This window comes from Nocardia heshunensis, from assembly GCF_054782115.1.
In genome coordinates, this window is the sequence record NZ_BAAGTC010000005.1 from 685,156 (window position 1) to 710,622 (window position 25,467).

Annotated in this window: 22 protein-coding genes; 11 read left to right on the top strand and 11 right to left on the bottom strand. The window is 68.1% G+C overall.

Going from position 1 to position 25,467, the window contains the following annotated elements:
* Positions 1-5: 5 nt before the first annotated feature.
* On the top strand, positions 6-1,187 hold the full coding sequence (locus ACYVN4_RS21990; protein WP_460723833.1) for a hypothetical protein: 1,182 nt from the start codon (positions 6-8) through the stop codon (positions 1,185-1,187).
* On the opposite strand, the gene ACYVN4_RS21995 is transcribed toward ACYVN4_RS21990, so the two are convergent.
* Positions 1,159-1,620, bottom strand: coding sequence for a hypothetical protein (locus ACYVN4_RS21995; protein ID WP_460723834.1), 462 nt, complete (start codon positions 1,618-1,620; stop codon positions 1,159-1,161). The two genes, ACYVN4_RS21990 and ACYVN4_RS21995, sit on opposite strands and share 29 nt — an antisense overlap.
* Between ACYVN4_RS21995 and ACYVN4_RS22000 the strand changes: the two genes are divergently transcribed.
* The 5 genes from ACYVN4_RS22000 (at position 1,586) to ACYVN4_RS22020 (ending at position 7,825) form a co-directional block, all read left to right on the top strand.
* On the top strand, positions 1,586-3,673 hold the full coding sequence (locus ACYVN4_RS22000) for a serine/threonine-protein kinase (protein WP_460723835.1): 2,088 nt from the start codon (positions 1,586-1,588) through the stop codon (positions 3,671-3,673). The genes ACYVN4_RS21995 and ACYVN4_RS22000 overlap by 35 nt on opposite strands.
* Positions 3,670-4,791 (top strand): PP2C family serine/threonine-protein phosphatase, encoded by a 1,122-nt coding sequence (locus ACYVN4_RS22005; RefSeq protein ID WP_460723836.1) that lies wholly within the window; start codon positions 3,670-3,672, stop codon positions 4,789-4,791. The genes ACYVN4_RS22000 and ACYVN4_RS22005 overlap by 4 nt, the downstream gene beginning before the upstream one ends.
* Complete coding sequence (locus ACYVN4_RS22010) at positions 4,788-6,077, top strand: vWA domain-containing protein (RefSeq protein WP_460723837.1); 1,290 nt, start codon at positions 4,788-4,790, stop codon at positions 6,075-6,077. Before ACYVN4_RS22005 ends, ACYVN4_RS22010 begins: the two co-directional genes overlap by 4 nt.
* A complete protein-coding gene (locus ACYVN4_RS22015) occupies positions 6,077-6,757 on the top strand; it encodes an FHA domain-containing protein (RefSeq protein WP_460723838.1) in 681 nt (226 codons plus the stop codon). The genes ACYVN4_RS22010 and ACYVN4_RS22015 overlap by 1 nt, the downstream gene beginning before the upstream one ends.
* A 69-nt stretch (positions 6,758-6,826) precedes the next feature.
* Complete coding sequence (locus ACYVN4_RS22020; RefSeq protein WP_460723839.1) at positions 6,827-7,825, top strand: phosphatidylinositol-specific phospholipase C; 999 nt, start codon at positions 6,827-6,829, stop codon at positions 7,823-7,825.
* An 81-nt stretch (positions 7,826-7,906) separates the two neighbouring features.
* On the opposite strand, the gene ACYVN4_RS22025 is transcribed toward ACYVN4_RS22020, so the two are convergent.
* Positions 7,907-8,800 (bottom strand): NAD(P)H-binding protein, encoded by an 894-nt coding sequence (locus tag ACYVN4_RS22025; RefSeq protein WP_460723840.1) that lies wholly within the window; start codon positions 8,798-8,800, stop codon positions 7,907-7,909.
* Between the two features lie 67 nt (positions 8,801-8,867).
* Here ACYVN4_RS22025 and ACYVN4_RS22030 point away from each other — a divergent pair, with 67 nt between their 5' ends.
* A complete protein-coding gene (locus ACYVN4_RS22030) occupies positions 8,868-9,671 on the top strand; it encodes a LysR family transcriptional regulator (protein ID WP_460723841.1) in 804 nt (267 codons plus the stop codon).
* A 25-nt stretch (positions 9,672-9,696) separates the two neighbouring features.
* Here ACYVN4_RS22030 and ACYVN4_RS22035 read toward each other — a convergent pair whose 3' ends face one another.
* The 4 genes from ACYVN4_RS22035 to ACYVN4_RS22050 form a co-directional block, all read right to left on the bottom strand.
* Positions 9,697-10,563, bottom strand: coding sequence for a MinD/ParA family ATP-binding protein (locus ACYVN4_RS22035; protein WP_460723842.1), 867 nt, complete (start codon positions 10,561-10,563; stop codon positions 9,697-9,699).
* A gap of 265 nt (positions 10,564-10,828) precedes the next feature.
* A complete protein-coding gene (locus ACYVN4_RS22040; protein ID WP_460723843.1) occupies positions 10,829-12,055 on the bottom strand; it encodes an MFS transporter in 1,227 nt (408 codons plus the stop codon).
* Between the two features lie 72 nt (positions 12,056-12,127).
* Positions 12,128-14,500, bottom strand: coding sequence for a beta-glucosidase (locus ACYVN4_RS22045; protein ID WP_460723844.1), 2,373 nt, complete (start codon positions 14,498-14,500; stop codon positions 12,128-12,130).
* Positions 14,497-15,339 (bottom strand): alpha/beta fold hydrolase, encoded by an 843-nt coding sequence (locus ACYVN4_RS22050; protein WP_460723845.1) that lies wholly within the window; start codon positions 15,337-15,339, stop codon positions 14,497-14,499. Before ACYVN4_RS22050 ends, ACYVN4_RS22045 begins: the two co-directional genes overlap by 4 nt.
* Positions 15,340-15,489: 150 nt before the next feature.
* Between ACYVN4_RS22050 and ACYVN4_RS22055 the strand changes: the two genes are divergently transcribed.
* The 3 genes from ACYVN4_RS22055 to ACYVN4_RS22065 all read left to right on the top strand — a co-directional run bounded on the left by ACYVN4_RS22055 (position 15,490) and on the right by ACYVN4_RS22065 (position 18,819).
* Entirely contained in the window at positions 15,490-16,089 is a 600-nt protein-coding gene (locus ACYVN4_RS22055; RefSeq protein ID WP_460723846.1) for a TetR/AcrR family transcriptional regulator, read from the top strand.
* A 74-nt stretch (positions 16,090-16,163) separates the two neighbouring features.
* On the top strand, positions 16,164-18,077 hold the full coding sequence (locus ACYVN4_RS22060; RefSeq protein WP_460723847.1) for a protein kinase domain-containing protein: 1,914 nt from the start codon (positions 16,164-16,166) through the stop codon (positions 18,075-18,077).
* 91 nt (positions 18,078-18,168) lie between these two features.
* Positions 18,169-18,819 (top strand): pyridoxamine 5'-phosphate oxidase family protein, encoded by a 651-nt coding sequence (locus tag ACYVN4_RS22065; protein WP_460723848.1) that lies wholly within the window; start codon positions 18,169-18,171, stop codon positions 18,817-18,819.
* 63 nt (positions 18,820-18,882) lie between these two features.
* On the opposite strand, the gene ACYVN4_RS22070 is transcribed toward ACYVN4_RS22065, so the two are convergent.
* The 5 genes from ACYVN4_RS22070 to ACYVN4_RS22090 all read right to left on the bottom strand — a co-directional run bounded on the left by ACYVN4_RS22070 (position 18,883) and on the right by ACYVN4_RS22090 (position 24,136).
* Positions 18,883-19,281 carry an NUDIX domain-containing protein gene (locus ACYVN4_RS22070; protein ID WP_460723849.1) on the bottom strand — a complete coding sequence of 133 codons (399 nt, stop codon included), beginning with the start codon at positions 19,279-19,281 and terminating at the stop codon, positions 18,883-18,885.
* A gap of 48 nt (positions 19,282-19,329) precedes the next feature.
* Positions 19,330-19,947, bottom strand: coding sequence for an acyl transferase (locus ACYVN4_RS22075; protein WP_460723850.1), 618 nt, complete (start codon positions 19,945-19,947; stop codon positions 19,330-19,332).
* 84 nt (positions 19,948-20,031) lie between these two features.
* On the bottom strand, positions 20,032-21,984 hold the full coding sequence (locus ACYVN4_RS22080) for an acetoacetate--CoA ligase (protein WP_460723851.1): 1,953 nt from the start codon (positions 21,982-21,984) through the stop codon (positions 20,032-20,034).
* Positions 21,981-22,745, bottom strand: a complete 765-nt coding sequence (locus tag ACYVN4_RS22085; protein WP_460723852.1) for a 3-hydroxybutyrate dehydrogenase — start codon at positions 22,743-22,745, stop codon at positions 21,981-21,983. Before ACYVN4_RS22085 ends, ACYVN4_RS22080 begins: the two co-directional genes overlap by 4 nt.
* A complete protein-coding gene (locus ACYVN4_RS22090; protein ID WP_460723853.1) occupies positions 22,742-24,136 on the bottom strand; it encodes an MFS transporter in 1,395 nt (464 codons plus the stop codon). The genes ACYVN4_RS22085 and ACYVN4_RS22090 overlap by 4 nt, the downstream gene beginning before the upstream one ends.
* Positions 24,137-24,274: 138 nt before the next feature.
* Here ACYVN4_RS22090 and ACYVN4_RS22095 point away from each other — a divergent pair, with 138 nt between their 5' ends.
* Entirely contained in the window at positions 24,275-25,348 is a 1,074-nt protein-coding gene (locus ACYVN4_RS22095; RefSeq protein WP_460723854.1) for a LysR family transcriptional regulator, read from the top strand.
* Positions 25,349-25,467 lie beyond the last annotated feature (119 nt).

Genomic DNA, 25,467 nt, shown 5'->3' on the forward strand with positions numbered 1-25,467 from the left:
AGGCCATGCACGGGAATCCTGGGCACATTCTCAGCGTCGCCGAAATAGATCGTGAAATCGCCGAGCGCGCACGCGAAATCGAGACCATCGCCGCGACCCTGGTCGAGCTGGACAAGCATCCCGGACTGGTGCTGCTGCGCCGGTTCCCGCCCACCGGGGCCACCGAGGCGCGATGGGCTCCGGCGCGAGCGGCGCTGGAGTTGATGTGGGAGGACTTCGGGCGGCTGGGCACGGTGCTGGATCAGGCCAAGGCGACGCGCGCCCGGCGGCGGCTGGACGCGCTGGACCGCGAGGAGCTGACCCGGCTGCTGCACGGGCAGCCGGTCGAGGTGGCGCGGCACACGATTCCGATGTCGCAGCGCTCACTGAGCGGTCCGCGCGAACAAGTGGAGTTGATCGGCATCACCGAGATGCTCGATCGCATGCGCGCGGCATTCCCGTCCGTGGTGGCGGTGCTCGACGCCGTCGAGGCGGTCAACAACCGGGTCATCGCCGATATCGCGCCGCTGCGTGCGGAATTGGATCGGGTCGGCGACTCGGTGCCCGAATTGCACGCGCTCGCCGCCGATATCGACGCGCTCGCCACGCAGGTCGCCACCGATCCGCTCGCGCTCGGTCCCGACTATCTCGACCAGCGGCTCGCCGACCTGTCGCGGCGCATGCGCGCGGCCACCGCCGTGCTCACCGAACTGCGTGCCATGTCGACGGATTGGGACGGCGCGGTCGAGCGGGTGCGCTCGCGCATCGAGTCGTTGCGCCGCACCTACGAGCGCGCCGATCACGCCCGGGTCGAAGTGGAGCGCACCATTCTGGCCGCGCCCTTGCCGCGACCGGTCGACGACAGCGCCGTCTACGGTGCGGAATTGACCGCGCTGGAAGCCAATCCGCCCGCGCCCTCGGCACTGTGGGAGCTGCATCGGCGGCTGGGTGACGCGGTCGGCGCGGCCCAGCACACCGAAGCACTGGCACAGGGCCTGCTCGACCGGCGGGTGGAACTGCAGGGCCGTTTCAGTTCCTACCGCGCCAAGGCCGCCCGCCTGGGCGTCAGCGAGGACCAGGATGTGCTGGCCTCCAGCCGAATTGCCGCGGGCCTGCTCTCCCGCAGACCCTGCGACCTGGCCGCGGTCACCCGCGCCGTCACGGACTACCGCCAGCTCATCACGCAGAAATCGGGGAGGCGATCATGAACTGCACCGAACCCGGCTGCACCGGGACCATCGAGGACGGATACTGCCTCGTCTGCGGCACCGCCCCGAGCGCGGCACCCGCAGCCTCGACCCCGGCCTCCGCGCCCGCAGGTTCGGCCGCCGCGCCGAACTCGGCTTCCGCACCGGCCTCGGACCGCTGCGCCGAACCCGGTTGCGGCGGAACCATTTCCGACGGGTACTGCGACACCTGCGGTAGCGCGCCTGCTCCTGTGTCGGCCATGGCCACCACCGCGCGCGAGAGCGGACGGGCCAGCGGTGCCGGGTCCACCGTGCGCAGCGGGGCCTCTCGCAGTGGTCGTTCGGTGCGCACCGGACGCTCGGGCTCGACCGGCGGCAGTCGCGGGCGGTTGGGCGCGGGCATGGTCAAGGTGCCGTCGGTGCCGCGCAAGGATCCGGCCGAGGCCGTTCTCACCGATGCCGAAGTGCCGGAGAGCCATCGCGATTGCGGCAAGTGCGGACGGCCGGTCGGCCGTAGCCGGGACGGCAAACCCGGTCGCGCCGAAGGGTTCTGCCCGCACTGCGGGACCAAGTTCTCCTTCACCCCCAAGCTGGGTCGCACCGATGTGGTCGGCGGCCAGTACGAGGTGCTGGGCCCGCTGGCGCACGGCGGCCTGGGCTGGATCTACCTGGCCGTGGACCACAAGGTCGACGACCGGCCGGTGGTGCTCAAGGGCCTGCTCAATACCGGCGACGTGGACGCCATGCGGGCCGCGGTGGCCGAGAAGCGCTTCCTGGCGCAGGTCGATCACCCGAATATCGTGCGGATCTACAACTTCGCCGAGGACACCGGCCCCGACGGCAAGCCGGTCGGCTACATCGTCATGGAGTACGTGGGCGGCAAATCGCTCAAACAGCTGCTGCGCGAACAGCGCACGGCCGATCAGCGGTATCTGCCGCCCGCGCGCGCCATCGCCTACATCCTCGAGATGCTGCCCGCGATGGAGTATCTGCACGAACGCGGACTGGCCTACTGCGATTTCAAGCCCGACAACGTGATGCAGACCGAGGAGCAGCTCAAGCTCATCGACCTGGGCGCGGTCATCAGCCTGCACGATCAGAACGAAACCATCTACGGCACACCGGGATACCAGGCCAAGGAGATCGCCGAGACCGGGCCGACGGTGGCGTCGGAGGTGTACACCGTGGGCCGCACACTGGCCGCGCTGATCATGCGGATCCCGCCGGTGAACAACGAACTCGGGCCGCTGCCTGGCCCGGACACCGAACCGCTCATGGCCAAGCACGAATCGCTGTACCGATTCCTGGTGCGCGCCACCGACGCCGACCCCGATGCGCGGTTCACCTCCATGACCGAGATGAGCGATCAGCTCACCGGCATCCTGCGCGAGGTGCTCGCCGACGAGGACGGGCGGCCGCGGCCGGGTCTGTCCACCCGGTTCGGGCCGCCGCGTGCGGTTTTCGGGGTCGGCGATCGGCTGCCGGATGATCCGCGGGCTATCATCGCCGCCCTGCCGGTGCCGCTGGTCGATCCCGGCGACAGTGGCGCGGCCCTGCTCGCCTCCACGAGTGCGGGTACGCCGGCCGATCTGGAGCGGGAGCTGACCGCGGGCCTGGCGTCGGTGGTCACCGGGCAGGGCGAATCCGTGGAGATTCCGCTGCGATTGATCAGGGCCGCACTGGAATTCGGTGATCCCGACGATGCGCTGCGGCGGCTCGACGAGGTCGGTGACGCGCTCGGCGGGGATTGGCGGTTGACCTGGTATGCCGGTCAGGCCCGGCTGCTGCAGCGCGATTGGCCCGCCGCCGCAGCCGAATTCGACGCCCTCTACAGCGCATTGCCCGGTGAGGCCGCCCCGAAGCTGGCACTCGCGGTGACCGCCGAACTCATGGCGGCCGCCGCCGAGATGCTCGCCGTCGAACAGGAGCAGTCGGCCCCGAACGGCAAGCACGCAGTGCCCGCAGTCCCGATCCCCGGGGCCGATCCCGCCCCCGCGCGCGAGCGCGCCACCCGCTACTACGACATGGTCTGGGGCACCGACCGCACCTTCACCAGTGCCGCCTTCGGCGCGGCGCGCATGCGGCGCGCGGTCGGGGATCGAGGCGGCGCGGTCACCGTCCTCGACCAGGTGGACACGGCCTCCGCGGTGCATCACGAGGCCGGGGTGACGGCGGTGGAAACCCTGCTGGCCGTGTCTGATTCGAGTCAGCTCACCGAACAATTGGTTCGCGATGCGGGCAAGCGCATCGATAGCCTGACCCTGGACTCGAAACGCCGTGCCGCGCAAGCCCGCATGGGAGTGCTGGACGCGGCGTTGCGCTGGCTGCAACTGGGCAGGGTGCCCGCCGACCACTCCCCGCTGCTGGGGGTGGCGCTCGATCAGCAAGGGGTACGCACCGGTTTGGAACGCTGTTATCGCGACCTGGCGCACGAGACCGACGACATGTGGGAACGCATCGCCCTCGTGGAGCAGGCCAATGCGGTGCGCCCGAGGACCCTGCTGTGACGGCCCGCTGCCCGCACTGCGGCGCCTTCGCCGCCGACACCGACCGCTTCTGCGAGGAATGCGGGGCGAAGCTCGGCATGCGGCAGATCGCCTTGCCGCCCACGGAGTTCCGGCCCGGCTCCGGATCCACCGTGCCGGTCGCCGCGGCCGCCCGCAATGCGCGGCTGGATCCGGTCACCGGCACCACCGCCACCTTCGAGTCGAGTCCCGCACCGGACTGCACCGGTTGCGGGGCAACGGAATTCGATCCGGACGGCTACTGCGCCAGCTGCGGTGAGCTCGGCCCCGAACGCGATCGCTTCGAGGCCGACTTGGGCGCGGCCTACCTGATCACCGATCGCGGACTGCTGCATGCCCGCAACGAGGACTCGGTCGCGGCCGCCATCCTCGACGGCACCGCGCCCGAGCGACCGGCCGCGGCCGTGATCGCGGTCTGCGACGGCGTGTCCACCTCCGAGGACCCGCAGGCGGCCTCCGGCGCGGCCGTGCGGGCCGGACTGGAGGCCTGCCTGACCGCGCTGGCACAGGATCTTTCCCCGCACGACTGCGTGATGGCCGGGCTCACCGCCGCCGCGGAGGCGGTCAAGGCGGTCGGGACGCCGGACGGCAAATCCCCGTCCTGCACCTATGTTTCGGCCCTCGTCCAGTTCGAGGACGACGGCGGCGCGGCCATCACCGTCGCGAATGTCGGTGACAGCCGGGCCTATTGGCTGCCCGCCGGAGACCCCGGTCGGGACGGCTCGGATCGGCTCACCGTCGACGACACCCTCGCCCAGGCGATGGTCGACCAGGGCCTGCTGGACCTCGAGACCGCCATGGACGGCCCGCACGCCCACGTGCTCACCCGCTGGCTGGGCGCCGACAGCGAAGGGCAGTGGTCACCCAACTGTGTGCGATCACTGCACACCGACGCGCCCGGGGTGCTGCTGCTGTGCAGCGACGGGCTGTGGAACTACCTGCCCGAGGCGGCGGCGCTGTCCCGCTTCACCAGCACGCTGCCCGCGCTGCCCGCGGCCCGCGCCCTGGTCGAGCACGCGCTGGGGGCGGGTGGCAAGGACAACATCACCGTCGCCCTCGTACCTGTTCCGTCCCGTACACCCTCAGGAGACACACCGTGACTTCCGCTGAGCACAAAGGCCTTTCGGTCGCCGTAGACCAGAACGAATACCTCGCCGACGGGGCCCGCACGGTCGACGCCATCGTCACCGTCGAGGCCACCGACGAGCTGGCGGTGGCCGCGCCGCCGCAGGATCGCGTCGAGATCCTGATCATCGACACCTCCGGATCCATGGGCGGCTCCGACAAATTCGGTGGCGCGCGCCGGGCCACCCTCGCAGCGCTGGACGTGATGCCCGACGGCACCCGCTTCGCCATCGTCGAGGGGACCGACAAGGCGCAGGTGGTGTATCCGCGACAGGGGGCCTCGGCGATCGCGAGCCGCGTCGAGCGCACCAATGCCCGGCACGCACTGGATCGGCTGTCCCCGCACGGCGGCACCGCCATCGGCACCTGGCTGGGGTTGTCGCGGCTGATCGCGCAACAGCATCCCGGGGCGATGGTGCATGCCATCCTGCTGACCGACGGCAAGAACGAGCACGAGAAGCCGGAGCGGCTGGCCGAGGAGATCCGGCTGTCGCAGGGCGTGTTCACCTGTGACTGCCGCGGTGTCGGGGCGGACTGGGAGCCGAACGAGTTGCGTGCCATCGCTTCCGCACTGCACGGAACCGTCGACATCGTGAAGACCGCCGACGGGCTGGCCCAGGATTTCGCGGCCATGATGACGACGTCCATGGAGAAGACGATTCCCGAACTCACGCTGCGGATGTGGACGCCGGTGGGTGCGAAGATCGTGTTCGTCAAACAGGTCGCGCCGTTCATCGAGGAACTCACCGCGCGGCGCACCGAGGTCGGGCCGCAGGTGGGTGAGTACGCGCTGGGCTCCTGGGGTGCCGAGGATCGCGATTATCACGTGCAGCTCGAGGTGGAACCCGCCGCGCCGGATCGGGAGAAGCTGGCCGCGCGAGTGAGTGTGCTTGCCGACGGCGAGATCCTGGGCCAGGGGCTGGTCAAGGCCACCTGGACCACCGATACCGACAAGTCGGCTCGTATCAGTCGCCGGGTCGCGCACTACACCGGGCAGGCCGAACTCGCGCAGACCGTGCAGGAGGGGCTGACCGCGCGCAAGCAGGGTGATCTCGCCACTGCCACGGCCAAACTCCAGCGGGCCTACCATCTGGCGACCGAGTCCGGCAATGAGAACACCGCCAAGCTGCTGCTCAGCGTGGTCGATGTGGTGGATGAGCGGACCGGTACCGTCAAGCTGCGCAACAAGGTCGATCCCGTCGACGAGATGGCACTCGACGTGCGGTCCTCCAAGACCGCACGCGTCCGCAAGGAGCCGTGATGGCGCGTTGCACGGAGGGACACGAGTCCACCGCCACCGACTACTGCGACGTCTGCGGCGCGCCGATCGGGAGCGGATTCGCCGCTCCCGCACCGTCATCCGCATTGTGCCCGGCCTGCGGGGCGCCCTCCGAAGGGCGGTTCTGCGAGAACTGCGGGCATGATTCGGCGCTGCCACCGCCGCCTGCCGCGCCGCCGGTTTTGCCTGATACGGAAGGCGAGACCCGCAACATCAACAGCCCGGCAGCGACGGTGCTGAACAACGGTTCGGGCCCGGTGTGGGTCGCCACCGTGACCGCCGACGCCGCGCACTATGCGCGGATGCAGGCGCAGAAGGGGCCGGATGTGGAGCGGGTTGATTTCCCCGACTACTACCCGGATCGGCGAATTCCGCTGCTGGGGCCCAATATTCTGATCGGCAAGCGCAGTGCCTCGCAGGGGTTGCACCCGGATATCGATCTGTCGGTGGCTCCGGCGGATATCGCGGTGTCGCGGTCGCATGCGATCCTGCACATCACCGGGGGCGGGGTGACGGTCACCGATCTGGGGTCCACCAACGGGACCTGCCTCAATGACAGTGCGGAGCCGATTCCGCCGAAGACGGCGGTGGCGTTGCAGCCTGGCGACCGGATCCATGTGGGCGGGTGGACGACGATCACGCTCACCACCGAACAGGATTGAATCGCACACAGGGTTAAATCGGGCAAAACGGCGATCTTGGTCTCTTGTCCAGGTTAGGCTCCCCGCTCTATGAGCTTGACCCGGCGGGACTTCGCCCGCACGACCTTGGCCGCCGCCGTCGGTGCCGCCGCCACGGCCCTGACCTCCCCTGCCGCCCAGGCGTTTCCGCACCTGCGGACCACCGCCGCGCCGCCGCAGTCCTGGATGTCGGCGCTGCCGGACGCCACCTCGATGCTGCGACTGACCATCCCGGGCACGCACGATTCCGGCTGCACCAGCGCGGCCAACGGCACCGAATGGGTGCACACCCAGAACTGGTCGCTGCCCGACCAGTTCGCGCACGGCATCCGCTTTCTCGACATGCGCTGCAACGGTTTACAGGACCACACCGCTGATTCGTTCGGCATCTACCACGCCCAGTTCTATCAGGGCATCACCTTCGACACCGTGCTCGACCAATGCCGCACCTTCCTGACCCGCAACCCCGGCGAGGTCCTCATCATGCGGGTGAAGAAGGAAGACGGCACCAACAACGACGTCGGCGCGAACTTCGAAAAGATCTTCAACGGCTACCTCGACACCAAGGGCTACCGCCCACTCTTCTTCCTGGACAACCGAATCCCCACCCTCGGCGAAGCCCGAGGCCGCATCATCCTCATCGCCCAATTCGCCAACTCCCTGGGCTGCCTGCAATGGCCCAGCGGCGACAACGGCGTCTTCACCAACGACCACTTCTACCTCCAAGACCGCTACAAAGACGCCGGCCTAGCCGGCCTGACCTCCGGCACCTCCAACTTCGGCTCCTCCGGCGGCGACAAATTCAGCTACGTCAGCGCCTGCTTCGACCGCGCCGCCGCCGACCCCACCAACACCCTCCAATACATCAACTTCACCAGCTTCGCCGACAGCGCCTGGCCCAAAGACAACGCCGCCGCCATCATGCCCAAAGTCGCCACCTACCTCTCCGCCCACAGCTCCCAACCAGCCCACTACGGCATAGTCCCCATGGACTTCCCCGACCAATACCCAGACGTCCTGAAGCTCCTACTGGACAAGAACAACGCCTGACCCCACAAGGTCAGGAGTACTCAGCGCGGGGAAACGGACAGAATTCCGCGGTGAGTACTCCCTGATCTTGGTTGCCCTCAGTTAGGCGAGGACTGCGGGGGCTAGGGTTTGCTCGCACCAGGTGCGGAAGGTGGTGGGGGTTGTGGTGGCGGGGGTGCGGGGGATGGCGTTGTCGAGGCCGTGGTTTTTGGCGTGCATCATGGCGATGTAGGCGGTCACTATTTCGGGGGAGGCGCCTCGGGCGGTCAGGTGGGCTTGGAAGGTGTCGAGAGATTCCTGCTCGTAATGGATTTCGCGGCCCAGGACTTCGGAGAGGGTGTGGGCCATGTCGGTGGGGGTCAGGTCTTCGGGGCCCAGGAGGGGGACTTCGGCGGTGCCGGTCCAGGTGCGGTCTAGGAGGAGGGAGGCGGCTGCGGCGGCGATGTCGCGGGTGGCTACCAGGGGGGCTGCGTAGTCGGCGGGTTGGGTGCCGGTGAAGATGCCGGATTCGCAGATCGAGTGTGCCTGCCAGACAACGTTGTCCATGAACGAGGGGTTGGTCAGGGCTCGGTAGGAGACGCCGGTGCTCGCGATGAGGTCGTCGACGGCCAGGGTGGCGGTGACGTGACCGGCGTGGGCTGCGACGGGGGTGCCGCGGCCGAGGGCGGAGACGCCTACGACGTGGCGGATCCCATGGGTGGTGAAAGCCTTCGCGGCGGCCCGGGTGAAGTCGGTGTAGACGGCGTCGATGCTGGGGGCGGAATGGTCGGGCGGGATCAGCCAGAAGACGGCGTCGGCGCCGGTGAAGGCGCGGTCCACGACGTCGGGGTCGCCGTGCGAGCCGGTGACGATGTCGACGCGGTCGCGGACCGTCTCCGGGAGCTTGGCGGGGTCTCGCACGATGACACGCAATTCGTCACTGCGAGAGGGCGTTTCGAGCAGGATCTCCAGCAGCTGGCTGCCGATGTGGCCGGTGGGAGCGGTGATGACGATCATGCTTCGAGTCTGTCGAGGGCGCGACTCGGCGTCCAAGACCCTTTCCGCCGATTGATACCGTGGAGGTATGGATCTGGATCTGCGCAAGCTCCGCTACTTCGCCGCGGTGGCCGAGCACCGGCATTTCGGACGGGCGGCGGAGAAGCTCTATATCGCCCAGCCGGTGCTGAGCCGTCAGATCAAGGCGTTCGAACAGGAACTGGATTGCGCGCTGTTCGTGCGGACCACCCGCACGGTCGAATTGACGGCCGCCGGTGAGCAGCTGCACGAGGAGGCGCAGCGGATTCTCGCGACCGTCGACGCGGCGGTGCGGCGCGTGCACGAGATCGACCGCGGGGTGCGGCGACTGGTGATCGCCTTCTCCCCCGGCCTGCACATCTCCGAGGCATTGAAGGAATTCGCCGCCCGCCACCCGGACATCCAGACCGACATCGTCCCGGCCCAGTGGTGGGAACCCGCCGCACCCCTGCACGACGGCCGCGCCCAAATCGGCTACCTGCGTAGACCTTTCGACGATTCCGGCTTGCGCACCACCCCCGTCGGCCACGACCCCCGCGTCGCCTGCATGCCCGCGACGCATCCCCTCGCCGCCCGCACCCAACTCTTCCGCGCCGACCTCGACACCGAACGCATGCTCGACGTCGCAAACCGCCGCACCTCGACCCTCGAGGAAAAGTTCGAACTCATCGCCTCCGGCCACGGCCTCGCCCTGGTCCCCCTCAGCGTGGTGCGCGCCTACGTCCGCCCCGACATCGTCTACCGCCCCGTCATCGACGCCCCCGGCGCCGAAACCTGCCTGGCCACCAGGGACCACCCCGACAAACTCGTCCGCGAATTCCTCGACATCGCCACCGCCACCCTGCGGTCGTGACCGAACCCCGCCGACAATCCGCGGGTCAGCGGAGCAGGTTCACGAGTTGGCGGTAGGCGGCTCGGGTGGGGGGTGCGAGTTTGCGCCAGCTGACGGGGTTGCCGGAGCCGAGGTGGGAGTCGTAAGGGATTTCGGCGACGGCACGGACGACATCGCCGAGGTATTTGCGGACGTGTTCGGTGACGAGGGGGCCGTCCTTGGGGTGTTGGCGGGTGACGACGATGACCGCTTCGGCCAGGTGGTACTGGCTGTAGTTGTCGTCCAGCCAGATCAGCGCGGGCTTGAGCCGGTTCACCGCGTCGGGGCGCGCGGCGAGCGTGATCACCAGGGAGATACGGGAATCCGATAGCAGCGGGGCGACCATGCGATTGGTGACCGGCGCGCCGCCGTCGTAGACGGGCAGGCAGCCCGCCTCGACCAGATCACGATGCACCGAGGAGTAGGTCTCGCGACGCGGGAGGGCTTCGGGCCCGCGCGGCAAGACGCCGACGCCCGAACTGTTCTCACCGCAACTGTCGATCACGGTCGAGGGCAGACTGCGGTGGCTCATGTTCAGCCAAGACTGCACGGTGCCGGCCGCGTCGATGGTGTCGCAGCCGCGGGCGGCCAGGTCACCGCCGGTGGTGGTGGCGTCCACCACGATCGGCGAATGCTCGCCGTAGTCGTAAGCGGCGGCCCCCGCGATACCGAGCGCGGTCGTGGTCGCGCCGGAACCACCGGAACTGCCCAGCACAAGCACGGGCGGAAGATCGGCCCACAGCAGAAAACCGTTGCGCGGGTGCATGCGCACCACATCGGTCGGCGCTCCGGGCGGCGACGGACGCAGCAGCACGGACAGGTCTGTGGGAGTAGCGGACAGGGCAGCGGGATGATCCGGGAAATTTTCGGACACGCGAGATTCCTTATGGTGCGAGCGGCAGCAGCGGGCCCGAGTCATTTCGCCGTCAACACCCTCACCGTGCCGACGAACAGCCCCTGCGCTTCGACAACTTCGCTGAAGTTTCTCTTCGTTCGTCTTCCCCCGAAACCCCCTACCCATGGATCCACGCATTGCAAAAAGGTTGCTGTGCAGCCCCTTTCAATGCGGCAAGATAATACCTGATCTTGTCAGGTAAGCAGCGGAATCCAAAGCCGAGGCGAAACTCCGGCACGCTATGTCAGCGCACCGCCCGAATCGGCAGTACCGCGGCCGCTCCCAAGATCGACAGCAGCCCGCCCACGAGGAAAAGCGGCGGATAGCCACCGAGACTCACCACCGCCGACGCCACGAAAGGCCCGATGATTTGCGGACCCGCATTGGCGATATTGAGCACCCCCATATCGCGGGCGGCATCCTCGGCCTTGGGCAACACCAAGGTGACCAACGCGGTGTCCACCGCCATGAAACAGCCGAAAGCCAAACCGTTTACCGCCGCGAACGCGACCATGCCAGGCCAGGTCGGCGACAGCAGCGGAATCACCTGCGCGCCCGCTGCCAGCGCAGCCGACAGCCCCACGAACAGTTTGCGCCGATTCAACCGATCGGAGAGCACGCCACCGAGAACGGTCGAAATCGCCATGGCCACAGCGGAAATGGGCGTCAGCACCGCCACCGCCCGCGACGGCTCCAATCCGGCGGGCAGGCTGATGTGATCCTGCAAGATATACAACTGATAGCCCGTGACCGCGAAGTAGCCCAGCACCAGCAACGCCCGGCCGATGAATGCCCACCGGAAATCGTGCTCGCGCAGCACCGCCAGGAAGGCGGCCGCCTGGACACGCAGTGGGACAGGCTGTTTCGCGGGCATGCGCCGTTCGCGAGCGGCCGAGGTGAACAGCACCGCCGCCGCGGCCACCAGCACACCCAACACCAGATATCCGGTGCGATAGTGCTGCGAGAACGCCGAAGCCAGCAACACCCCGACGGTGGAGCCGACCGGCAACCCTAACCCCACCGCCGCCGACGCCACCCCACGGCGATCGATCGGAATCCGGTCGGGGACAACGGAGGTCAGCGCCGACTGGTAGATGTTCATCACCGCCTGCCCCAGGCACCAGCCGATCGCCACCAGCAGCACGGTGTGCACGCTGCCGAGCACAGCCATGGCCACAATCGCGGCGAGTCCGCCGCCGAGGATCCACGGATTGCGGCGGCCCGAACGGTCCGACAGCGCACCCGCCACCGGGTTGAACACGGTCGCGAAGATCGCCGCGACACCGCCCACCAGACCGAGATTCGCGACCTTGGCCGCGGCGTCGATGTGCTCGATCTGCAAGGGCAGCAGCACGCTGCCGACGCCGATGTACAGCACGTACATGGCCGCGTTGCCCGCGAACAGCAGCGGCAGCAGGCCACGGGTGGTCGCGGTGGAAGTCGGCCGATCGGCGGCTTCGGGAGGTGCCACAGGGGATCCAAGACGTGCGGAAGACACGGATTCCGGCCGTCACCGGCCGGAATCCGTTGTCGTCGAGGTGAATCAGCCGATCTCGGCCGTGAGCGGAAGAGCGAGCACCGAGGTGCCGACGTGCAGGGTGAAGGAGCCGGGTTCGATGGCCCAGCCCTGATCGGTCCAGTGCTGGAAGGACCGCTTCGGCACTTCGATGGTGGCGGTGACGGATTCACCCGCGCCCGCCTCGACCACCGCGAACCCTGACAGCCAGCGCACCGGGCGATCGACCGTGCTGCCCTCGCGTGACAGGTAGGCCTGCACGACCTGGCGGCCGGGCCGATCACCGGTATTGGTGATGGTCACGGTGGCGGTGCGACCCGACACCGTCAGGTCGTCCAGCGACCAGCTGGTGTAGCCGAGCCCGTGACCGAACGGATAGGCCGGGGCCACACCGGATTTCAGCCACGCCCGGTAACCGATGTGAATGCCCTCGGTGTACGGCAGCGCATTGTCCGCGCCCGGCTTGGTGTCCAGCACCGGCACGTCGGCCATGGTCTTGGGCCAGGTGGTGGGAAGTCGTCCGCCCGGTTCGGTGGCACCGGTGAGCACATCGGCCAGGGCCGCACCGAATTCCTGTCCGGGGAACCAGGTGAGCAGCACCGCCGCGACATCGTCGCGCCACGGCATCTCCACGGGCGAACCGGAATTCACCACCACGATGGTGCGCGGATTGACCGCGGCGACGGCGGCGACGAGCTCGTCCTGACGGCCGGGCAACGCCAGGCTGGTGCGGTCGAAGCCCTCGGACTCGATCTGCTCGGTGGTACCCACCACCACAATCGCGACCTCGGAGGTGCGCGCCAATTCGACAGCGGCGGCGAACTCTTCGCCGGCGGCGCGACGCGGGCGGCCGACCGCGTAGGTAATGCCCATGGCGGGGAAACCACCGCCCGGCACCAACCGCACCAGCACGTCGACTTCCTGCCCCTCGGCGAGGGTGCGGGTGACGAAGCGCTGCGGCGGATTCAACAGCATCTCGACCGGGTCGGCGCCCGCGGGCAACACCGACTCCTCGAGCGCCTGCTCGCCGTCAAGAGTCACGCTCAGCGTGCCGACCCCGGCGCAACCGATGCGCCACTCCCCCGCCATGTCGGCGCGCAGCCGGCCACGCAGCTCGATGGCCTTGGCCTGCATGGCATTTGGATTGCCGAACAGCATGAGGCTGCCCGCGCTTCGATGCTCGGTATCCAGAACGGTGTCACCGTCGAGATAGGTCAGCGACAGCCCCGGAGTGCCTGTCTCGGGATCGGTGACCAGGTCCATCGGGACCGGAATCATGTTCTCGCTCAGGTGCACACCGGGCGTGTAAGCGACCGGCAGCACCTCGGAGAGACCCTCCAGCGGCGAGGTGGTGTGCCCGGGAATGACTGTCGCGCTGCCGCCACCCATGAAACGCGGTTCAGCAGCGGCGGATCCGAGCAGCGCCACGCTGGCGGGCGCGCGCAGCGGCAGCGTGCCGTCATTGCTCGCCAGCACCATCGCCTTGGCTGCGGCCGCGCGGACCACCCCGGCGGCGGCCTCGTCGCTGAAAGTAGGGACAGGCTGCGGCGTCCCGTTCAGCGCGCCCACACGAACGGCGAATCGCAGGATGCGCCTGACCTTTTCGTCAATAGCTGCCTCGGGCACCTCACCCTTGCGAACCGCCTCCTCCAGCGGCGCGCCCCACAGTTCCCACGGTCCGGGCATGGCCAGGTCGTTGCCCTTGGCCGCGCCCGCGGTGGAGCGCACGGCGGTCCAGTCCGAGACGACCAGGCCGTCGAATCCCCACTCTCCCTTCAAGGGTTCGTCGAGCAAGTCGTTCTCGGTCATGGTGACGCCGTTGACCGAGTTGTAGGCGGCCATGATCATCCACGCGCCCGCCTCGACGGAACGCTCGAACGGGTACAGGTACAGCTCGCGCAGCGTGCGCTCGTCGGCCACCACATCGGCGGTGAAGCGTTCGGTCTCGGAGTCGTTGGCCACGTAGTGCTTCGGGCACGCGCTCACCCCGTGCGCCTGCACCGAACGGACATACGCTTCCGCGATCTCGGCGGTGAGTAGCGGGTCCTCGGAGAAGCATTCGAAATGCCGTCCGCCGAGCGGGGATCGATGCAGGTTGATGGTGGGGCCGAGGACCGCGTACACGTCCTTGCGGCGGGCCTCGGCGGCGATCAGGGCGCCGATCTCGGTGAGCAGGTCACGATCCCAGGTGGCGGCCAGCGCGGTGCCCGAGGGCAGGCTCACCGACGGGTCGCGCTCGTCCCACTGCTCGCCGCGGACCCCGGAAGGGCCGTCGGAGACCGGCATTTCGGCCAGGCCGATGCCGGGTTCGCCCGCGAAACGGAAGAAGTTCGCACCCGAGATCAGGCGGATCTTGGCGGGCAGATCGAGCTTGGCGAGTAGGTCGTCGATATCGGTCATGCCTGTTCCTTCCAGAAGGTCACCAGATCGGCGGACACGTCGGCGGGGACGTCCTCGTTGGGCACATGGCCGGATCCGGGATACACGGCGGTGCGCGCGCCGAGTTGCCGCGCGAACTCCTCGTGCACGGCCGGGGCCCACAGATCATTGGTGTCGCCGTACGCGACCAGGATCGGGACGCCCGAATCACGCAGCGCGGCAGGGTCTTTCAGCGGCGGCTCGGTCATGCAATTCAGAATCCCGATGATGTTGGCCTTCTTGGTCTCCAGGATCCGCCGATGCAGGAATTCCAGGCGCTCCGGCGTGGGCCGTTGGTCGGCCATGGCCATGGCCGCGTTCAACTGCTGCCAGATGATCTCCTGCCCACCGGCTTCCACCGCCTGCGCGACCAGCGCCGGGGGCGGGAAGTTGATCTCCTCCACCGAGGACGGGCCCGAGGCGAGCAGGGTGAAGCTGCGGAAGCGCGCGGGCCGTTCGACGACCGCGACCCGGGCGACATAGCCGCCGAAGGAATGCCCGACCAGATGCACGGGTGCGTCCGGCGAGATCTGATCGACGACGCCCTGCAGGTCGCCGACGAAATCGGCCATGGTGTAGCCGGATACCTCGTCGGGCCCCTCGGACTGCCACTGACCGCGCTGGTCGTAGGCGTAGGTCCGGTACCCGGCGGCGGCGAGCATGGGCAGCAGGTCGGTGAAGTCTTCCTTCGAACCGGTGAAGCCCGGCACCAGCAGTGCGGTGCCGCGCGCTTCGATGCCCGCGGGCGGCTCGGCCACCCAGCCTGCCAGTTTTCCGGCCGCGCCCTGCAGCGTGATCGGCGTGATCGGGGCCTGACTCATCGGCATTCCCTTTCCTCGTACTGCCCTGTACGGCTGGCACGAGTGTGCCAGTGGAATTCCAGTTTACCGAGTGGTTAGTAGGTACTGTTATCTACTCGTTACCTCAGATGGATTTTGCCTGGTCGAGCCGCTTCACTAGTGTCCCATTGCATGACGCCCCACCCCCGACGCCGCCGACGGGGCGAAGACCGCCGCGAGCAGATCATCGACGAAGCGCTGAAAGCCTTCGCCGACAACGGCTATCACAACACCTCCGTCGCCGAGATCGCCGAACGCTGCGGCCTGTCGCAGCCAGGACTGCTGCACTACTTCCCCAACAAGCCCGCACTGCTGTCCGCTGTGCTCGACTACCGCGACCGGCTCGACTACGACCGGCTCGGCTTCGATCAGCAGTTGCACGGCAAGGACGCGCTGCTGCGCCTGGCCCAGCTCGTCGACCACAATATGCACGTCCCTGGCCTGGTCCGGCTGTTCACCGTGCTCACCAGCGAGGCCGTCACCGCCGACCATCCCGCCCACGAGTGGGCGCTGCGCCGCTACCGCGACCTCGAGACGTACCTGTCCGGCGCGCTGCGCGCGGGCATCGCCGACGGCAGCATCCGCGCCGAGATCGATCCGGCGGTGGTGGCCCGCCAGGTGTTCGCCATGATGGACGGCCTGCAACTGCAGTGGCTGGTGGACCCGGACACCGTGGACATGTCGGCCCTCTTCCGCGCCTACATCGACGAACTCATCACCTATATCTCCTGAAACCGCGCGGGATTCGCCCGCCTCGTTTCGCCCTCGGCCTCCACCGCGATATTCATGCGACGGGGAGGTGGCAGTTGGTCAGCACGCTCAAGCCCGGCGAGTATTTCGCCGGATACCAAATACTGCGCAAGCTCGGGGCCGGGGGCATGGGCGCGGTATACCAGGCACGCGATCGCGACCTGCCGCGCTTCGTGGCGCTCAAGCTGCTGACCATGCCCGACGGCGGTGAAGCCGACCACCGGATCCGCTTCCGGCGCGAAGCGGATACCGTTGCGCGGCTGTCACATCCGAATATCGTCACCGTCTACGCGCGCGGCGAGGACGACGACCGGCTGTGGATCTCCATGACCTTCGTCGACGGCAGCGACGTCGCGCGGGCACTGCGGGACGGCGCCATGCATCCCGCACGGGCGGTCCGCATCATCACCGAGACCGCCGCCGCCCTAGACCACGCGCACGAAACCGGGATCCTGCACCGCGACGTCAAACCCGCCAATATCCTGCTCACCGACGGGCGACGGGAACGCGCCCTGCTCACCGACTTCGGCATTGCCAAGGCCCTCGACGAGAGCCGCGAGCTGACCCGGCGCGGCGAGATCCTGGCCAGTTTCCAATACTCCGCACCGGAACGGCTGACGCAGCCCGGCGACGTCGATCCGCGCGCGGACGTGTATTCGCTGGGCTGCACGCTGTTTCATATGCTGACCGGGGAACCGCCCTATCCGGGGCAGAGCGTCAGCCGCATCATCTACGCGCACGCCTACGATCCGGTTCCGCTGCCATCGCATCGAAACCCCGCCCTGCCACGAGGATTCGACGAGGTCATCGCGCGCGCCATGGCCAAGCAGCCCGCGCAACGCTACGACACGTGCACACAGCTGGCGTGGAATGCGGCGCAAGCCCTGAAACAGCCGACTGGCCCCCACTCCGGACCGATGGCCCGAACCGCCGACCGGGTCGGTGCGCCCGGCACCACCCGCACCGCACCGCCGCGTCCGAATGTGCAGGCGCACACCACCGGTCCGCCCGTCAACACCGGACCACCCGCCCACACGGCCACGGCCAGGCCGCAGCCCGCCACCGGACGCCAGGTCGCTGCCGGGCCGCACGCCGCCACTGGGTCGTCCGGCCGCACGATGCCGCCACGAACCTTGGTGGCGCCGACGGGCCCACCCCCGACCCTGATCGCGCCGCCCGAGACCGTGCCGGTGATCGCCCCGCCCGATCGGACCGGACCCCATGACGCCGGAATCGATAGCGGCCCGGTCGAATCCGGCAGACGCAGTACTGTCACCCGGATAATCATCGGGTTGGCGCTGGGGACGGCGCTCGCCCTGATCGTGTATTTCATCGTTCGCGTCGGCGACAGCCATCAGCCGCCTTCAGCGGTCACCACCACGACCGTGGTGCCGATCACCACGACCACCGTGCCGGTTACCACAACGACCGAACAACCAACGCCGACCACCACCAGCGAACAACCGACCACGACCGTGACCAAGGTGCCCCCGAAAACCGTCGCGGTGCCCGAGGAGATCGGCAATACGGTCGCCTACGCCAAGGCGGAACTCGAGAAGGCCGGATTTGTCGTGCAGGAGGCGCAGCGCGAGGACAAGCGAGCGAAAGGCACTGTGGTAGCCCTGGATCCGGCGGCCGGAACATCCCGTGCGATCGGGTCCACCGTCACCGTCTACGTTTCCACCGGCACCACCACGACCACCGTCACCGTGCCGAATCTGGTCGGCAAGGCGTACACGGACGTGGCCGCGATCCTGCAGGCGCTCGGCTGGAAGGGCACGCTCAAGCAAACCACGGTGAAGGTCACCGACTCCGGCAATGTCGGCAAGGTCATCGACCAGAATCCGGCCGCGGGCAACGCCATTGCCACGGATGCACCGATCACCCTCGGCGTCGGAGCCCTCGGTCCCTCGACCTCGGCCGTCACGAGCCCGGTCACTCCGACCACCACGCCTGCCCCGTACAACTGACTCCGCGCGATCGACGCTCCAGCCACATCGGACCGGCTCTACGGCGTTTCGCGGTGCCGTTGACCAGCGTTGGAACCCTAGAGTGGCGATCATGTCGCCTACCGCGCGCACCACGGCCCAGCGATACCCCGAACGAGTCACCTACGACCGGGACGACGCTTATGCCATCCTCGACGAGGCACTGGTCGCGCACGTGGGGTTCACGACCCCGGACGGGCCGGTCGTGGTTCCGGTTCTGCATGTGCGCGAAGGGGATCGGCTGCTGCTGCACGGGTCGATCCACGGTCGGTTCATCCAGACCGTGACCACGGGCTCGCCCATCTGCGTCACCGTCACCCAGGTCGACGGCCTCATTCTCGGCCGTGCCGCTTCGCACCATTCCGCCGCCTATCGCAGCGTCATGATCTTCGGAAATGCCACGGCCGTGGAGGATCCGCAGGAGCGGGCCGACGCGTTGGGGCGCATTGTGGAGGGCATCATCCCTGGACGGCTGTCCGGACCGCATGCGGCGCGTCGCCCGAATGTGGAGGAGGCGGGCTACACGGCCGTGCTGTGGCTGCCCATCGAGGAATTCTCGATCAAGACCCGCAGTGGCTTCGCCCGCGATGAAGCCAAGGACGATGCGGTCGAGGCGTGGGCCGGGCACATCCCGCTGAATCTGACCGCGGGTACTCCCGTTCCCGACGCAATCACGGGCACCAGGTTCCCCGCCCCCGACATCGCCGCCCTGCGCTCCCTCTGACACCCTTCGCGAGAATGCACTGGCGCACACACCTTCTCGGCGTTCAGCTGCACCAGCGCATTCTCACCAGGATCCGATGACTGCTTCGCGGAAGTGGTCGGCAAGGTCGAGGGATTTCGCCTCGTCGGGAGTGACCCAGGCGTGGTCGTCATGCTCGTCGGGGTTGAGGGTGACGGGCCGTGGGTCGTGCTCGGCCACTTCGTATACCCGCGCGTGAATCCGCAGGGGGCGACCGGCGACGTCCATCCAGGAGTGCGCTGACCGCTCGGCGAGCACCTCGACCGACAGCCCGGTCTCCTCCCCCACCTCGCGCACCGCCGCCGCCTCCGGTCGCTCGCCCGATTCGACGCCACCGCCGGGCAACTCCCATCGCCCGGCCAGGAACACACCGGCGGCGCGCCGGATTACCAGGACGGCTCCGGCGCGTTCGATTCGGCAGTACACCAAGTGCTTTTCCTCCACCCGACGATCATGGCACGGTCGGTTCGAGGGGCCCGAGAGCGTGGGCGGTCAATCCCAGACGCCGCTGTCGACCTCCCAGATGCCCTTGTCGCCCTTGGTGGCGGGCTGGATGAGGTGCAGCGAGACCTTGCTGCCGTCCTGGTTGGTGACGAACACGACCATCGGTGCGCCGGTGCTGGTCTGCACGTTGGTCCATCCGAATCGGCCCTGCACGAACGCCTTCGCCACCGACACGGTGTCCAAGCGCCACGGCTGATGGCCGTTGTCGACCGCCTGCTGCTCGGCGGTGGCCTGCGCGGCGGTGAGGCCCTCACCGGTGAAGGTGGTGCCGGGCGGCGGATTCGGATTCGGCGTGGTCGGGCTTACCGGGGGCACGGGCGTGGTGACGGTCGGCGGAGGCAGTTCCGGTCCGGTCGGGGCCGGGGGCACCGGCACCTCGGTCGTCGGTTGTGCGCCACCGGTTCCCGTCGGTGCGGGTATGCCGGTGGCCGACGTGGAGGTCGGCGTCACGACCGGGGTAGTCGGCGGCGCCGAGGTCGGGCCGGGTGACGATGAGCTGGAACAGCCGCTCAGCACGGCGACACCGGTGGCGATACCCAGGAGCGCGACGGCGAGCCGCCGCGAGCCCGGGACACGCGATGCTGGATCGAAGGTGGTGGTACGCATGGGAATCCTCCTCGAGCAGGAATCGATACCCCGACGGCGATGCGAAATGATCGCAGTCTTGATTCGTACCACCTCGGCCGATCGTTAACCGCCGGAATGTTCGAGATACCACGCCAGCAGGGCGGGATCGTCGACGGCGGTCGGGTCGATGACGCGGGCCGGATCCGCGCCCTGCAGCAAGCGTTTCAGGGGTACCTCGAGTTTCTTGCCGGTGCGGGTGTGAGGAATCCCGGGGGCGGCGATGATCTCGTCCGGGACGTGGCGGGGCGAGAGTTCGACGCGGATCGCCGTGGTGATCTTCTGCTTCAGCTCGTCGGTCAGGGCCAGGCCGGGCGCGAGGACGACGAACAAGGGCATCCAATACCCGGCATCGGGCTGTTCGATACCCAGGACCAGGGATTCGGCGATCTCGGGGAGCGCCTCGACCGTCTGGTAGATGTCGGCGCTGCCCATGCGGATGCCATTGCGATTGAGCGTGGAATCCGAGCGGCCGTGAATGGTGATGCCGCCGTGGGCCGTTCGGGTGATCCAGTCACCGTGCCGCCATACGCCGGGGTAGATGTCGAAGTAGGCGTCGCGATAGCGGCTGCCGTCGGGGTCGTTCCAGAAGGCGACCGGCATGGAGGGCATGGGCTTGGTGATCACCAGCTCCCCGACCGCGTCGCTAACCGGGCGACCGGACTCGTCCCAGGCTTCCAGCGCCACACCGAGATACGGGGCCGAGAGCTCGCCGGGACGCACGGGGACGGTGCGGACGCCGCCCATGAACGCCGACACCACATCGGTGCCGCCGCTGATCGAGGACACCGGGATGTCACCGACGTTGTCGCGCAACCAGATCGACGATGTCGCCGGGAAGGCCGAACCGGTGATGCCGATCTGACGCAGGGCGGTCAGGTCGTGTTCGAGGGCAGGCCGCGCGCCCACCTTTTCGCATGCGAGCACATAGCCGGGGCTGGTACCCAGCACCGTGGTTCGCGTGCGGGAAGCCAAGTCCCACAGGGTATCCGGAGCCGAATAGGTGGGGCTGCCGTCGTAGCAGACGATCGTCGCGCCCGCCAGCAGCCCGGAGACCTGGAAGTTCCACATCATCCAGCTCGGGCTGGTGTACCAGAAGAAGGTATCGCTGGGACCGATATCCGACTGCAGGGCAATCGCTTTCAGGTGCTCCAGCAGGACGCCGCCGTGGCCGTGCACGATGCCCTTGGGTTTGCCGGTGGTGCCGGAGGAGTAGAGCACCCACAGCGGATGCTCGAAATCGACCGGTTCGGGGACGAGCGGCTCCCCCGGGTGGTCGGTGACCGCATTCCAGTTCAGGGCATCCGACAGGCTCCCACCGATCCGAGACACCAGCACGGTCGCCCGCAGCGAGGGCAAACCTGCTCGCAGCGTGGCGATCTCACCGAGCTTGTCGTGCGCTTTGCCACCGTATCGGTAGCCGTCGGCGGTGATGAGCACGACCGGCTCCAACTGACCGAGCCGGTCGAGCGCGGCCGAGGCGGTGTAGTCCTGCCCGCACGCGCTCCAGACGGCACCGATACTCGCGGCGGCCAGGAAGCCGATGACGGCCTCGGGGATATTGGGCAGGTAACCCACGACCCGATCGCCGGGACCGACACCGAGATTCCGCAGCGTACGAGCCAGACCCGCGGTGCGGGAGAGCATCTCGGCCCAGGACACCTCCTGCTGCGCGGTTTCCTCGCTCAACCCGAGGATCGCGGGCCGGTCGGTGCGCGCCTGCCGGATCACCCGGTCGACGTAGTTGACCTTGGTGTCGGGAAACCAGCGCGCACCCGGCATCTCGGTACCCGCGAGCACCTCGACCGGGGCCTCACCCAGGTCGAAGTACTCCCACACCATCCACCAGAACCCGGCGATATCGTCGACCGACCACTGCCACAGTGCGGTGTAGTCGTCGGTACGAATCCCGTAGCGTCGCTCCACGAATCGGGCGAAGTCGGTGATCCTGGCCGCCGCGATATCCGTCTCGCCCGGCACCCATTGCGGCGCGTGCGCCGCCTCGGCGACCTCGATCATCGGGCGCTCCATCCGCCGTCCATGGTGTACGAGGCACCGGTCACCATGCGGGCGGCGTCGGAGGCCAGCCAGGCCACCAGCGAGGCGACCTCGTCCGGCTCGATGAGCCGCTTGATCGCGTTGTCGGTCAGCATGATTCGCTCCACCACCTCCTGCTCGGGAATGCCGTGCGCGAAGGCTTGATCGGCGATCTGCTTGTCCACCAGCGGTGTTCGCACATAGCCGGGGTTGACGCAGTTGCTGGTCACCCCGTACAGCCCACCCTCGAGGGCCGTCACCTTGGACAGCCCTTCGAGCGCGTGCTTGGCGGTGACATACGCCGCTTTGAACGCCGAGGCCCGAAGTCCGTGCACCGACGAGAGATTGATGATCCGGCCGAACCCCTGCTTGTACATGTGCGGCAGGGCGGCGCGGGTGAGCAGGAACGGCGCTTCCACCATCAGCGCCAGCATGCCGCGGAAGCGCTCGGGCGGGAACTCGGTGATCGGGCTGACGGTCTGCACCCCGGCGTTGTTGACCAGGATGTCGGTGCCGAGGGTGAGCTCTTCGAGCGCCGTCACCTGCGACAGATCCACCTGCCAGGTGTGGCCGCCGAATTCGGCGGCCACCTTCTCCGCGCCCTCGCCGTCGATGTCGGCGACGGTCACCTCCGCGCCGCGGGCGGCGAGCTCGCGGGCACAGGCCGCCCCGATCCCGCTCGCGCCGCCCGTCACCAGTGCCGTCCGCCCGGATAGTTCGCCGAGCAGGGGTCCCTGAGTCATGCCACCTTCACCTTCGCATCCGTCACCGTCGAATTTCCCTGCGCCGCCATGCTTTCCGCGTCCGCTCGGTCGATCGCCTCCAGCTCCACACCCTTGGTCTCGCGGACGAACAGCACCGCCACCGCGGTCACCGCGGCCGCACCCGCGAGATACCAGGCGATCGGCACCGAGGACTTGTAGTCCTCCAGCAGCCGCACCGCGATGATCGGGGCCAGCGAACCCGCCACCAGCGAGGTCACCTGATAACCCAGGGACACACCGGAATACCGCATGCGGGTGGGGAACATCTCGGCCATGATCGCGGGCTGCGCGGAATACATCATGCCGTGGAAGATCAGGCCGATCACGATGGCGGACAGGATGATCGCGTTGTTCTTGCTGTCCATCATCGGGAAGGCGAAGAAGCCCCAGGTGCCCGCCAGGATCGCACCCACCAGGTAGACGGGCTTGCGGCCGAAGCGATCCGAGACCCGCCCGACCTGCGGAATGACCAGGAAGTGCACGGCGTGCGCGACCAGCAGCCACCACAGGATCACCTTGGTGTTCGCCCCCACGTGCACCTTGAGGTACGTGATCGAGAAGGTGACCACCAGGTAGTACATGATGTTCTCGCCGAAGCGCAGACCCATGGCGGTGAACACGCCGCGCGGATACCGCTTGAGCACCTCGAGCGCGCTGATCGAGGCCGCCTTCTCCTGCTCCGCAAGTTGTTGCGCGGCAAGGAAAATCGGCGCGTCGGTGATCTTGGTGCGCACGTAGTAGCCGATCAGCACCACCACCGCCGACAGCCAGAACGCCACTCGCCAGCCCCACGACAGGAACGCCGCGTCCGACAGCGTCGAGGTCAGCGCCAGCAGCACCACCGTGGCGAGCATATTGCCCAGCGGCACCGCCGCCTGCGGCCACGACGCCCAGAACGCGCGACTCTTGCTCGGACTGTGTTCCGCCACAAGCAGAACCGCGCCGCCCCACTCTCCGCCGATGGCGAAGCCCTGCACGAAGCGCAGCACCACCAGCAGCACCGGGGCCAGGTAGCCGACCTGACCGAACGTCGGCAGGCAGCCCATCAGGAAGGTGGCCGCACCCACCAGCACCAGGCTCAGCTGCAGCAGCTTCTTGCGGCCGTGCTTGTCGCCGTAGTGCCCGAAGACGATGCCGCCCAACGGCCGGGCCGCGAAACCGACCGCGTAGGTGATGAATGCGGCGAGAATGCCGTCGAGGTCATTGCCGCCCTGGGCGAAGAAGACCTTGCTGAACACCAGCGTGGCCGCGGTGCCGTAGAGGAAGAATTCATACCATTCGACCACTGTCCCGGCCATGGACGCGGCGACCACGCGCCGCAATCCGGCCAGCCCGCCGCCCGCTCCCGGCGCGGTATCCCGGACGCTCATCGAGTTACTCCTTCACGCTCGGGCCGCCTCACCCTCATCTGTGATGCGGCCCACAAACTTCGATGCCAAGGAGTATTCGTGCACACAGAGATCGCTGCAATGACCAGTTCCGCAGCCACAATCTGCAAGAATGCAGAAATGAGCGTGACCTCCACCACAGGTGGATCCGGGCCTGTCATCAATCGCCCCGGGGCTACAGCCAGTGGTCCCGGCGCGGCCACCGATCGACCCGGGCCTCCCGCCGATCGCCCCGCACCCGCCGCCGATCGAGCAGGCTCCGCCGCGATCCAAGGCAGCTCCGCAGCAAGTCGATCGGGCCCCGTCTCCAGTCGGCCGAGCCCCGACGATCTGCTGGTGTTGCTGGCGGTCGGCCGGACCGGTCGGTACGTGTCGGCCGCGGAGGAACTGGGGATCAACCACACCACCATCTCGCGGCGCATTACCAGCCTCGAACAGGCGCTGGGCGGGCGGGTTTTGATCCGCGGCGCGGGTGGCTGGGAACTCACCGATCTGGGGCGTGAGGCATTGACCGCGGCCGAAGCCATCGAATCGGCGGTCCGCTCACTCACTTCCGATACCCCGACACTCGAAGGCGTGGTCCGCATGTCGGCCACCGACGGGTTCAGCGCCTACCTGGCCGCGCCCGCCATCGCCGGAGTGCAGCGTCGCCATCCCAAGCTCACCGTCGAGATCGTCACGGCGACCCGGCTGGCATCCCTGCAACGCTCCGGCTTCGATATCGAAGTGGTGGTGGGCAAACCGCAGTTGCGCCGGGCGCGCGCCATCGCGCTGGGCGACTACACGCTCGGCCTCTATGCCTCCCACCGGTATCTCGCCGACCATCACGCCCCGAGCAGCCTCGAGGACCTGGCCGATCATCCGCTGGTCTACTTCATCGACTCCATGCTGCAGGTCGACGACCTGGACCTGGCTCCCACGTTCGCGCCCATGATGCGCGAATCCCTGTCCTCCACCAATGTTTTCGTCCATGTCGAGGCCACCCGCGCGGCCGCCGGGCTCGGCCTGCTCCCCTGCTTCATGGCCGACCGCCACACCGATCTAGTCCGGGTCCTGCCCGAAATCGCGGTCCGGCTGACCTATTGGCTGGTCAGCCGTGCGGAAACGCTGCGCCGCCCCGAGGTCGCCGCCATCGTCGAGGCGCTGCGCGATCAGGTCGACACCCATCGAGACATGCTCATGGGCGCCAACTGAGCGGGATCCGGAACTCTCAGCTGGGACATAGCCAGGACCCATCACCACCCAATGCGCGGAGCTTTGGATGGAAGTCACGGCAGGCCGAACGGCCAGCTTCCCTCCGAGAAAGGTTCCGC